Raw genomic sequence first — 11290 nt, 5'->3', positions numbered from 1 at the left:
GATGCCTTTCGTCTCAACAACGGGTCAGATTAACATCTTTTAACAGATCAGCCTCTCAAAGACCCTAGATAGCAATAAAAAAGGCTATCTATTTCTATAGACAGCCTTCTCATATGTTTAGTTTGTTTTGTTTTCAATTATTGTTGTTCAGAAACCGATACAACAGGTTTGCTCGGCTCCGGGCGATTGTATTTGTGGATAATTAAACGGATACCTGAGTTTCTCGTTAAGAATTTAATTGTCCAGTTCACAAAAGTAACCACACGATTTCTGAATCCAAATATAGAAACTAAGTGAACAAACATCCAAGTAGCCCAAGCTAAAAATCCTTTCATGTGGAAGTTGCCCAAATCTACAACCGCTCTAGCACGTCCGACAGTGGCCATTGAACCCTTGTCAAAGTATTTAAAGTTTTCAGTGCTTTGTTTATTTAAGGAGTTGATAATATGTCCTGCAACATACTTACCTTGTTGTTGAGCAACAGGTGCTACACCTGGCAATCCTCTCGGATTTTCGTCCGTTATCAATGCTGATACATCACCGATAGCATATATATCATTCTCACCCTCTACACGGCACTGCTCATCGATCTTGATGCGGTTACCACGTTGGATGATCTCTTCTTTAATCCCTGTTGGCATCTGTCCCATCACACCAGCACCCCAAATCACCGTTTTTGTAGGGATTTGTTCACCAGAAGATAAGGTCACAGTGTTACCGTCGTATCCATTAACCGTGGTGTTCAAAACGATATTAACACCGAGTTCTTTCAAATAACGCTCCGCATCGCGGGAAGACTTCTCTGAAAGTGCACCTAAGATTTTTCCAGTACCCTCTACCAAGTGGACTTTCATCTCATAAGTAGACAATTCCGGATAGTCGATCTTAAGCATGTGTTGCTGATATTCGGCAATCGCCCCAGAAAGCTCAACACCTGTAGGTCCACCACCAACAACTACGAAATTCAAATAACGCTCGCGGTCAGAGGCATTTTTACGTAATACTGCTTCCTCTAAGTTCTGCAATAGGTAACTACGAATATTGAGTGCCTCTACAATGTTTTTCATTGGTAAGGCGTATTTCTCAACTTCTTTATTGCCGAAGAAATTCGACGTAGCACCCGTAGCAACAACTAAGTAATCATAGTCGTAATCTGCAACAGATGTCTGTACGATTTTGTTAGCTGTATCAATATGAAGTACTTCTGCTAATCGGAAACGGAAGTTCTTTTGGTTCTTGAACATCTTCCGAATAGGGAACGAGATAGAATCTGACGCCAATGTCCCGGTAGCAACTTGGTACATCAAGGGCTGAAAAGTATGGTAGTTGTTTCGGTCTATCAGTAAAACCTCCACCTCTTTGTTCTTCAATTGTCTCGCAACTTCAACACCACCGAATCCAGCTCCAATTACGATAACTCTAGGAAAGTTTCTTTCAGAACGATTTAATAACATAATGCTCTCTTGTTATAAGAATTTTAAAATAAGGCACAAATATCCAACATTTTATCGTCTAATTCATTAAAATATTACATTATTTTAAGTTTAAACGATTGTTAATTGCCGGAATTGAATCTATTTATCTTCTAATCAGTAGTTTACATTATGTCTATTTAGTGTTAAAAATACACTATCAAATCGCTACTGCAAACTACCTCGAATTTTTACCCTTAAGCCCTCATTACTATTGTTTAACCTTAATTGGCAGGCAAGCCTGCTCGAATCGGTTAAATCGGGCAAAGTATCTAACATGTCCAACTCCTGATCTTCTGGCTCGGACAAGTTCTCAGCACCTTCTAAAACCTCCACATGGCAGGTCGCGCATAAAGCCATTCCGCCACAGGTAGCTAAGATGTCGTACTCCGAAGCCTTCAAGATTTCCATTAGGCTTAAGTTGATGTCCGTAGGGACTTCAACCGTCCTTGTTGTTCCGTCGCGATCTTCGACTTCAATGTTAATGATATTCTCCATAGTTAAAACGCATTGATACCATTAACGGTAGTGTATTTAAAGCTTAATTTCTGATCCGGATAAACATACTTGAATGCCGATTGCGCCATTAATGCGGCTTCGTGGTAACCACATAGAATCAGCTTCAATTTACCTGGATAAGTATTGATATCCCCAATTGCAAAAATGCGTTCAATATTTGTCGAATAGTCAAATGTGTTGACCTCGATCGCATTCTTATCGATTGTCAATCCCCAGTCGGCAATTGGTCCAAGCTTCGGACTCAATCCATACAATGGAATGAAATGATCCGTAGGAACAATAACTTCTTCTTTCGCTTTATTTAGCAAGTGGATACTCTCTAAGGTTCCATTTCCATCCAGCTTTTGCAGATTATGAGAAAGCAACAAATTTATCTTTCCATCCTGCGCCAGGTTAAAGACTTTCTCTGCGGAATCTGGTGCTCCGCGGAAGCTATCGCTTCGGTGAACTAAAGTCACTTCCTTGGCAATGTCTGCTAGGAAGATCGTCCAGTCTAATGCCGAGTCGCCACCTCCTGCTATCACAATACGTTGATCTCTGAATCGCTCAGGGTTCTTCACCATATAATGAACATTCTGGCCCTCAAAACGTTCTAAGTTTTCTAATTCTGGCTTTCTAGGTTCGAAACAGCCCAAACCACCAGCGATTACTACCACTTGGCAGTGGATAACTGTACCTTCGGTTCCAATGACATAATACGAGCCGTCATCTAATTTCTGTAATTGATCGACGCGCTCACCTAGTGTAAAAGTAGGGTGGAAGGGAGCAATCTGCTCCATCTGATTGTCGATTAACTGCTGCGCAGTAATACTTGGGTAACCTGGGATATCGTAAATAGGCTTGTGCGGATAGATCTCTGACAGCTGACCTCCAATCTGAGGCAATGCATCGATCAAATGACATCTCATCTTCAACAAACCGGCTTCAAATACTGCAAATAGACCAACTGGTCCTGCTCCGATGATACAAATATCTGTTGTAATCATATCTATTTTGTTTCTAGATTATTATAAATAGTGTTCAATATTCTCGTAAAATGGTCGAAATCTTCCTGCGAAAGGTTCTCCCATGCTTTCATCCTAAATTCTTTAACTAAAGGAGCCAACGCTTCTACTTTTGCCTTCCCTGCTTCCGTTAGATGTAAAAGCAAACAACGGCGATCTGTAGGATGTTCAACGCGGACAACATAGCCCTTTTTCAAGAGAAGGTCAATGATTCTCGTCATTGTAGGTTGGTCCTTTCCGCACAATTCCGCTAATTCCCGATGCGTATGATCCGCATCCTCGTACAAGGTTTTCAATACAGACCATTGATCGACCGTCAAATCAATGCCATGAGCAGCAAATGAACCTTGCGCAAACTGCTTCACACGACGAGCCGTCTGATCTAAAATGAAAGAATATTGATTAAATGATTCCGTTAGCATAACAATTATTAGTATGTCAAGTAAAGCTAAAGAATATTTGTGTGATAACAGATACTCAACGAAGTTTTGACATAGAATTAACTTTAACGCTGAGGGTAGGCGGGGGAAAGATTCAGAAATGCGCTGGACATAAAAAAAGCTGTCTTTCGACAGCTTCTTCATATATTTTTGATAGCGGGATCACTATCCGTAAATCCATTTGAAATTATATTGCTTCTCAGGAATACTCATTCTATCCGCCAAGCGTATTAGACGATCAGGAAGACGCATTAAATAATCTCTAGCTTTCTCGCCCTTTTCGTTCAGCCCGGAAACTTGATCGATTTTCCAATCAGCAATAAGTTCCTTTAAAATATCTACGTAATCTAAAGCCGTGTAAACACCTAAGCGCTGTGCAGCGTCAGAGAAGTGTGCAAATGCCTCGCCTTGCGGTTCTCCCGATTCTCTTAAGAAGTGCGCCGGCATAACAATTTTCTTACGCATCATATCTTCAAATGCAATCATGACCTCCGAAGGGTCAACAGCCATTGCATGCGAAATAAATGACATATAGGCTTTCGCATGGCGAGCCTCATCGGCTGCAATTACGCCACACATTTTTGCCAGCAATTTGTCACCGCTCTTTTTCGAAATACCAGCAACACGACGGTGCGATACATTCGTTGCTAATTCCTGAAATGAGGTATAGATAAAGTTACGATAAGGATCCGCTCCTGTACCGATATCAAATCCATCTTTAATTAAGTATTGTACAGAGATTTCGAACTGACGCATATCAATACGTCCTGAAAGGTAAAGGTACTTGTTCAATAGGTCGCCGTGACGGTTCTCTTCAGCTGTCCAAGCGCGAACCCATTTCATCCATCCACCTTGTTCGTTCTTTTCCACATCATCAACCATTGTCAACCAAGATTCGTAAGTAGGAAGTGCTTCTTCAGTTACTGTATCACCAATCAATACCGCTACTAAATCATATGGAAGTTCTTTAGCGCTTTCTTGTAAATCGCGCACCTCCTCAAAAAAAGTATCGCGTGAAGAGTCCGGTAAGAAATCGGCAGGTTGCCACATTTCTTCAACAGGCTTTAAATACTCAGACATTTCATTGATCATGAAAGGTTCTAAGTAAGCCATCACTTCTTTTCTTGAGCCCTCAGGTATGTTTAATGGTAATTCTTGCATAATTACAACAAAGTTAATCAAAGTAAATTTAATGTAAGTTTTATATTTTCATAATTCCTGCCGGAATAAGCAGCCATATCCTTAATCTATAAGACAGCAATAAACGCCATTTGTTTGCGCTTTTGTCCCTAATTATTACGTTTATATTAGATAATATATACTCAGATTGTAGGCATTATTGTTAACTTTGCCTTCATATCAATACGGAATAAATTGAGTAATCTAGATATACAGAAAATCCGTGAGGATTTCCCCATATTAAAACGCCAAGTGAATGGTAAACCGCTGATTTACCTAGACAATGGTGCTACAACACAGAAACCTAAGCTAGTGATTGATGCAATCATGTCATATTATACCGATATGAACAGCAATGTGCATCGCGGTGTTCACTACTTAAGTCAAATCTCTACCGACGCCTTCGAAGTTACGCGTAGAAAGCTGCAGGAATTTATCAATGCCGCGCACGATTACGAGGTGATCATCACCAAAGGGACGACTGATAGCATCAACTTAGTTGCGACCTGCTACGGACGCGAATTTGTGCACGCGGGTGATGAGATTATTGTATCGGCTATGGAGCATCACTCGAACATTGTGCCCTGGCAGATGCTGTGTGAAGAACGCGGAGCTACGCTAAAGGTAATACCGATGAATGAGGAAGGCGAACTGGATATGGAAGCCTACAAAGCCTTGTTGAACGAGAAGACGAAGTTAGTTTCTGTAAACTATGTTTCCAACGCGTTGGGAACGATCAACCCTGTTCGAGAAATCATTCAACTTGCGCATGCGCAGGGCGTACCGGTTTTACTGGATGCGGCTCAGGCAGTACAACATATCAAGATTGATGTGCAGGAACTAGACGTGGATTTTCTAGCTTTCTCCGGTCACAAGATGTACGGCCCGACAGGAGTTGGTGTGTTATACGGCAAAGCAGAATGGTTGAATAAGATTCCTCCTTATCAAGGCGGTGGTGATATGATTAAAGATGTAACCTTCGAGAAAACAACCTATAACGAACTGCCGTTTAAGTTCGAAGCCGGAACACCGAACATTGAGGCGGGAATTGCACTAAACGCAGCAATAGACTATATCAACGATCTGGGAATCGAAAATATCAAAGCTTATGAAGACGAACTTTTAGCCTATGCTACAGAACAGTTGAGCACGGTGGAAGGTATTCGCTTTATAGGAACAGCTAAAGAAAAATCCTCTGTTATCTCCTTCGTAGTCGATGGAACACACCCATACGACATCGGAGTGATTCTGGATAAATTAGGAATTGCCGTTCGTACGGGGCACCATTGTGCGCAGCCGGTGATGGATCAATTCCATATTCCTGGTACGGTGCGTGCTAGTTTAGCGGTTTATAATACAAAAGAAGAAATTGATGCGTTAGTCGCTGGCGTAAAACGCGCGACGGCAATGCTGGTATAAAAGGATATGACAATTAACGAAATACAAGACGAGTTAATCGAAGATTTTGCTTTCTACCAAGACTGGATGGAGAAATATGAATATATCATCCAGCTAGGGAAGGAACTCCCTTTGATCGACGAAGCAAACAAACAAGACCAATATATCATTAAAGGGTGCCAATCTAAGGTATGGTTATTCCCTGAGGTAAAAGACGGTAAATTATTCTTTACGGCAGACTCGGATGCTGTTATCACCAAAGGCTTGGTCAGTCTGATGGTAAAAGTACTATCCGGCCATAGTCCAAAAGAAATAGCAGAAGCCGATCTATATTTTATCGAACAGATAGGTTTAAAAGAACATTTGTCGCCAACACGTGCCAACGGATTGTTGTCTATGGTGAAGCAGATGAAGCTATATGCACTGGCTTTTCAAGCACAAGGCATTTAACAAACTATATAAACAAAGAAAGGTCGCAATATATGCGACCTTTCTTTGTATATATAACGCTATCTAGACTTTGATTGTCTGAGACGCAATTCTCTTTCCAAAGAAAATCTCCGCCTTTTCATTGAAATCATTAGCATCATCGGTCGTGAAGAATTGCAGCTTGCTACCTTTGCTACACTGCGTCTCTACCTCCGGATGTCGTTTTAAATAATCGACCAGACTATCAGCAACAAGCTTCCCTTGCGATATAATATTGATGCCTTCAGGCACATATTTTTCTATGATAGGCAATAGCAGTGGGTAATGTGTGCAGGCCAATAAGATCGTGTCGATATTCGGAGAAAGTGCAAGAAGTTCTTCAATATCTTGTTGCACAAAGTAATGAGCGCCCTCGCTCTGCAATTCGTTATTCTCCACCAAGGGTACCCAAAAAGGACAAGCATGTTGAAATACATCAATCTGCGGATGAAACTTGTTGATCTCGATAACATAGGATTCGGAGTTTACCGTTCCTTGTGTCGCCAAAATACCAACTTTATTGCTTTTGGTAAATTGGTCCACAATCTCCGATGTTGGTCTGATGACGCCCAATACCTTTTTTCCTGGTGGCAAATCATTTTGTTGAATAGAACGTAAAGCCTTCGCAGAAGCCGTATTGCAAGCTAAGATAACCAGGTTGCATCCCAAATCAAATAGCTTGAAAACACACTCTTTCGTGAATTCATATACGGTTTCAAAAGACCTAGTCCCATAAGGCACGCGTGCATTATCTCCTAAATAGATATAATCATATTCAGGAAGCTGTTTATGTATTTCTTTAAATACCGTGAGGCCACCGTATCCGGAATCAAATATACCGATCGGGCCTGCTATTGTTGTGTCGCTCATAGAGAATTTCGATGAAGCAGCTTATCTAACTCCACTGCCTCCATATGTAGACAAAGATGAGGTTTCTTTTTTCCTTTGTCAATAGAAAAAGGCTGCCCCGAAAGGCAGCCTTCAAATATATCTTTAAATTAGACTTTCAAAAGATGCGGTTTTTCTTGGTATAATTTCCACATCAATTCACCGAATAAGGTGTTGGTCCAAGCAAACCAATGGCGCGTAAATTTCTTAGGGTCATCCTTATGGAACGACTCGTGCATAAAGCCTGTGCCGCCATGCGTATTTTTTAGCATTTGAACACATTTCTTAATCTCTGCATCATCTTTTGAAGTAAATGCACGCATAATGATAGACATTGGCCATATCATATCCCGACCGATATGCGGTCCACCGATACCCTCGCCAGCCGAGCCTTTGAAGAAAAATGGATTCTTCTCCGAAAGAATGAATGCACGCGTGCGTTGGTAAACTTCATCATTCACATCGACAGCACCTAAGTAAGGAAGAGCAAGCAAGCTAGGCACGTTCGCATCGTCCATCATCAAATAGCTGCCGAAACCATCGACCTCGAAGGCATAAACACGTCCATGTGTTGGGTGGTCTACAATACCATATTGTTTGACTGCTGCCTCTACCTCGTTCGCTAAGGCTTCAAATTTTGCAGCTACATCAGGCTTGTTTTTTACTTTTCTCATGATTTCCGCAGACTGACGTAAGCTCACCACAGCAAATAGATTCGAAGGAATCAAGAAAGGGAAGATGCTGCAGTCGTCCGACGGGCGGAAGCTCGATACGATCAATCCGACAGGGTTCACCGGATAACCATAACCATCAACTTGAAGGGTGTCTGTTCCACGTGCTGTCGTCCGTTCAAATTTATAAGGACCAAGGTTTTCTTTACGCTGCTGTTCGACAAAAGTTTTGTAGATCAATTCTTGCGCCTGTACCCATGTATCGTCGAATGGGGTCGTGTCGTTCGTAGTTTTCCAATAATGATAAGCCAAGCGGATAGGGTAGCATAGCGAGTCGATCTCCCATTTACGTTCATGAAGACCCGGCTTCATGTCCGTGTGATCCGAGAACCATTCTCCTTTTTTAGTAGGGTCGTTATAGAATGCATTTGCATAGGGATCAATTAATATACATTCCGACTGCTTATTGATCAAACCCAAAACCAGGTCCTGAAGATTCTTGTCCTTCTTCATAAAAGGCAAGTAGGGCCATACTTGCGCACTACTATCTCTCAGCCACATCGCATCGATATCCCCAGTGATTACATAGGTCAAGCGACGGTTGGGCTTATTTTCTAAATAAATGGTTGTATCAAGCGTATTAGGTAAGCAATTGTTAAATAACCAGCCTAATTCTTTATCCGCTACATTTTTCTGGAATTCTTTAATCATCCCTTCAATTACCTTGCTATTGAAGTGTCGCTTCGATTCCGCTGTTCGAACCACCGGAAAGCTAGGGTTTGTTTCCGCAAAGGAAAACTTGCTGGCGAGAACGCCGGCACCTAACAAAGCAGAGTTCTGAATAAATGCTCTTCGTTTCATATCTTTATTCGTGAGGTTTTATAATTTCAATCGTTAGCAAGATACAAATTGTAGTCGATTCTAGAAATAGCAAATCGTTTTAGCATAGCATTACTAGTTAATACGGGTGGATTGAGAATTAAAAACTATTTTTGTTCCGTTTTAGGAATAGTATTTGTTAGTATAGGCCCAAACACCCAATCCATTATATGAAGCATATTATCAATGGTGCTTTAGCTACGGTTTTAGTTATCGGAACCGCAGACTCTTTGCAAGCACAGATTAGAAATCAGCCCTTCTCGCATCAACAATATCAAAAGTTGAATGAGGAATTGTATTCCCCATATACCCGTTATCATACTTCTTCAAAGCCGGTCTTATTTAAAGGCGCCTTGTTGGACAAACTTGATTCAATAGAAACAGCGAATCAGACGATGTCTGATAATTGGTTTATGCGAAAGATATTCAATGAGCATCTGATCGAAGTTGAAAAAGAAGATCATACTTTTTATTTAGATGTATTACCTGATTTTCAGATCGGGTCGGAATTGATAGCTGCGGACAAAAGAACAACTTGGTTAAATACGCGTGGTATTCAAGCCGGTTTGACGATCAAGGATAAATTTACCTTCTATGGTAACTTCTTCGAGAACCAAGGTGTTTTCCCGGAGCATATTGATGATTATGTTGACCGCAGTATGGTTGTTCCAGGACAAGCGGCATCAAAAAGACATACGGAACAAAAGAAGGATTGGATGTATGCAACTGCTAACTTGACCTATGACTTTAGCGATTATTTCCAAGCAACTTTAGCCTACGATAAGAACTTTATTGGAGATGGATACCGTTCGGTATTACTATCGGATTTCTCTTCGAACTACGCACATTTAAAATTTACCGGTAAAATTGGTAATGTACAATATACCTCTATTTGGGCTTATATGCTAGACCCGACGAATCCTCGTGTTGATTCTCTAGACTCGGGCGGTCGCTATGGCGACGGCATCAAATGGGGAGCATTCCAGTACTTAGATTATAACGTAACGAACCGCTTGTCAGTCGGTTTTTTCCAATCTGTAATTTGGGCAAATAGAAATGAAGCTGGACACCGTGGTTTCGATTTTAACTACGTTAGCCCGGTTATCTTCCTGCGTCCGGTTGAAAACTCCAACCGCTCTTCACCAGACAAGATGTTCCTAGGTCTGAATGCAAAATATAAAGTGTTGGATAATGCAACGGTTTACGGACAGTTCTTGCTAGGAGAGTTCACAGCAAAAGAATTTTTCGCAAACAATGGCTATGTGCATAATAAATGGGGGGCTCAATTAGGAGCAAAAGCATTTAATATCTTCGGTGTGAAGAATTTGAACATCTTAGGAGAGTATAACATGGTTCGCCCTTATACTTACCAACATTATGTTTCGATTTCCAACTACAGCAATAGAGGCGAGCCTCTAGCACACCCTCGTGGAGCAAACTTCCGCGAACTTCTAGGTATTGCAAATTACTCTTGGAACAGATTTGATTTCTCCGTACAAGGCTTATATAGCCGTTATGGAACCGATGAAGCAACTCCTTCAGGAATCATTAACTGGGGAGGCGATATCTTCCAATCATACCGTAGTGCACCAAATACCTATGGCAATAAAATCGGACAAGGTGTACAAAATGATTTGTACTATGCAGATTTCAAAGCTGCCTATGTTTTGAACCCTAAATATAACTTGCGCTTAGAACTTGGCTATACACAGCGATACAATAAAATAGAGAACCAGCCAACTCAAAAATCAGGAGTAATCAACGTTGGATTACGTTCTAGTTTCCGCAATTTCTATGGTGATATGTAAGATTCTATTATCTTTATTGTATTAATCAAAACCATGAAGAAAATACTGATACTAAACGGGCCGAATCTGAATCTATTGGGCGTTCGCGAAAAAGGGATATATGGAGATCAATCTTTCGAAACCTATTTCGAAACCTTGAAAGAACGATTTGCCGGTAATGCAGAATTAAGCTACTTTCAAAGCAATACCGAAGGATTTATCATCGATAAACTCCACGAAGTAGGATTCAGCTATGATGGTATTGTATTGAATGCCGGAGCTTACACGCATACTTCTGTGGCTATTGCTGATGCAATCGCTGCCATCAATACGCCGGTAATAGAAGTCCATATTTCCAATGTACACCAGCGTGAAGCGTTTAGACATCATTCTTACCTATCTAAAAATTGCAAGGGAGTCATTTTAGGTTTCGGGCTTGATAGTTATCGACTCGGAATTGAGAGTTTAATATAAAACTTTCATGTTTCCTTTGAAACACCAACAGGGATGAAAGTTCTTGATGGCCTCTGAAAACAGACACTTTCAGAAAAAAACAGACACTTTCAGAAAAAACATTCATGATAC

General features: G+C 41.0%; 11 protein-coding genes. 4 read left to right on the top strand and 7 right to left on the bottom strand.

Annotated elements, in window-relative coordinates:
• Positions 1-137: 137 nt before the first annotated feature.
• The 5 genes from B2400_RS06715 to B2400_RS06695 form a co-directional block, all read right to left on the bottom strand.
• Positions 138-1454 carry an NAD(P)/FAD-dependent oxidoreductase gene (locus B2400_RS06715; RefSeq protein ID WP_149526759.1) on the bottom strand — a complete coding sequence of 439 codons (1317 nt, stop codon included), beginning with the start codon at positions 1452-1454 and terminating at the stop codon, positions 138-140.
• Positions 1455-1640: 186 nt separating this feature from the next.
• Complete coding sequence (locus tag B2400_RS06710; protein WP_149526758.1) at positions 1641-1970, bottom strand: 2Fe-2S iron-sulfur cluster-binding protein; 330 nt, start codon at positions 1968-1970, stop codon at positions 1641-1643.
• A 2-nt stretch (positions 1971-1972) separates the two neighbouring features.
• Positions 1973-2977 carry an NAD(P)/FAD-dependent oxidoreductase gene (locus B2400_RS06705; protein ID WP_149526757.1) on the bottom strand — a complete coding sequence of 335 codons (1005 nt, stop codon included), beginning with the start codon at positions 2975-2977 and terminating at the stop codon, positions 1973-1975.
• Positions 2978-2979: 2 nt separating this feature from the next.
• Positions 2980-3417, bottom strand: coding sequence for a MarR family winged helix-turn-helix transcriptional regulator (locus B2400_RS06700; protein ID WP_293932016.1), 438 nt, complete (start codon positions 3415-3417; stop codon positions 2980-2982).
• A gap of 183 nt (positions 3418-3600) precedes the next feature.
• The gene (locus tag B2400_RS06695; RefSeq protein ID WP_293932014.1) at positions 3601-4596 is read right to left on the bottom strand and encodes an acyl-ACP desaturase; all 996 of its coding nucleotides are present in this window, start codon (positions 4594-4596) and stop codon (positions 3601-3603) included.
• A gap of 213 nt (positions 4597-4809) precedes the next feature.
• On the opposite strand from B2400_RS06695, the gene B2400_RS06690 reads away from it, so the two are divergent.
• Positions 4810-6033: an aminotransferase class V-fold PLP-dependent enzyme gene (locus tag B2400_RS06690; protein ID WP_293932012.1), complete on the top strand. Its 1224-nt coding sequence runs from the start codon at positions 4810-4812 to the stop codon at positions 6031-6033.
• Positions 6034-6039: 6 nt separating this feature from the next.
• Positions 6040-6462 carry a SufE family protein gene (locus B2400_RS06685; RefSeq protein WP_149526753.1) on the top strand — a complete coding sequence of 141 codons (423 nt, stop codon included), beginning with the start codon at positions 6040-6042 and terminating at the stop codon, positions 6460-6462.
• A 63-nt stretch (positions 6463-6525) separates the two neighbouring features.
• On the opposite strand, the gene murI is transcribed toward B2400_RS06685, so the two are convergent.
• Together murI and B2400_RS06675 are read right to left on the bottom strand one after the other, a co-directional pair.
• Positions 6526-7350, bottom strand: a complete 825-nt coding sequence (murI, locus tag B2400_RS06680; RefSeq protein WP_293932010.1) for a glutamate racemase — start codon at positions 7348-7350, stop codon at positions 6526-6528.
• Between the two features lie 128 nt (positions 7351-7478).
• Positions 7479-8900 carry a glycoside hydrolase family 125 protein gene (locus B2400_RS06675; protein ID WP_293932008.1) on the bottom strand — a complete coding sequence of 474 codons (1422 nt, stop codon included), beginning with the start codon at positions 8898-8900 and terminating at the stop codon, positions 7479-7481.
• A 188-nt stretch (positions 8901-9088) separates the two neighbouring features.
• On the opposite strand from B2400_RS06675, the gene B2400_RS06670 reads away from it, so the two are divergent.
• Together B2400_RS06670 and aroQ are read left to right on the top strand one after the other, a co-directional pair.
• Positions 9089-10726 carry a gliding motility protein RemB gene (locus tag B2400_RS06670; RefSeq protein WP_293932006.1) on the top strand — a complete coding sequence of 546 codons (1638 nt, stop codon included), beginning with the start codon at positions 9089-9091 and terminating at the stop codon, positions 10724-10726.
• 33 nt (positions 10727-10759) lie between these two features.
• On the top strand, positions 10760-11179 hold the full coding sequence (gene aroQ, locus B2400_RS06665) for a type II 3-dehydroquinate dehydratase (protein WP_293932005.1): 420 nt from the start codon (positions 10760-10762) through the stop codon (positions 11177-11179).
• Positions 11180-11290: the final 111 nt, after the last annotated feature.

Origin of the sequence: Sphingobacterium sp. UBA6645 (assembly GCF_002455685.1) — a bacterium.
Taxonomy (GTDB): domain Bacteria; phylum Bacteroidota; class Bacteroidia; order Sphingobacteriales; family Sphingobacteriaceae; genus Sphingobacterium; species Sphingobacterium hotanense.
Note: the sequence above shows the minus strand (reverse complement) of the source record. Positions and strands in the feature narration are given on the sequence as shown.

Coding starts and splice junctions, on each gene's coding strand:
- B2400_RS06700 (WP_293932016.1), bottom strand. CDS start 3,417: ATGCTAACGGAATCATTTAATCAATATTCTTTCATTTTAGATCAGACG.
- B2400_RS06675 (WP_293932008.1), bottom strand. CDS start 8,900: ATGAAACGAAGAGCATTTATTCAGAACTCTGCTTTGTTAGGTGCCGGC.
- B2400_RS06685 (WP_149526753.1), top strand. CDS start 6,040: ATGACAATTAACGAAATACAAGACGAGTTAATCGAAGATTTTGCTTTC.
- murI (WP_293932010.1), bottom strand. CDS start 7,350: ATGAGCGACACAACAATAGCAGGCCCGATCGGTATATTTGATTCCGGA.
- B2400_RS06670 (WP_293932006.1), top strand. CDS start 9,089: ATGAAGCATATTATCAATGGTGCTTTAGCTACGGTTTTAGTTATCGGA.
- B2400_RS06715 (WP_149526759.1), bottom strand. CDS start 1,454: ATGTTATTAAATCGTTCTGAAAGAAACTTTCCTAGAGTTATCGTAATT.
- B2400_RS06705 (WP_149526757.1), bottom strand. CDS start 2,977: ATGATTACAACAGATATTTGTATCATCGGAGCAGGACCAGTTGGTCTA.
- B2400_RS06695 (WP_293932014.1), bottom strand. CDS start 4,596: ATGCAAGAATTACCATTAAACATACCTGAGGGCTCAAGAAAAGAAGTG.
- aroQ (WP_293932005.1), top strand. CDS start 10,760: ATGAAGAAAATACTGATACTAAACGGGCCGAATCTGAATCTATTGGGC.
- B2400_RS06710 (WP_149526758.1), bottom strand. CDS start 1,970: ATGGAGAATATCATTAACATTGAAGTCGAAGATCGCGACGGAACAACA.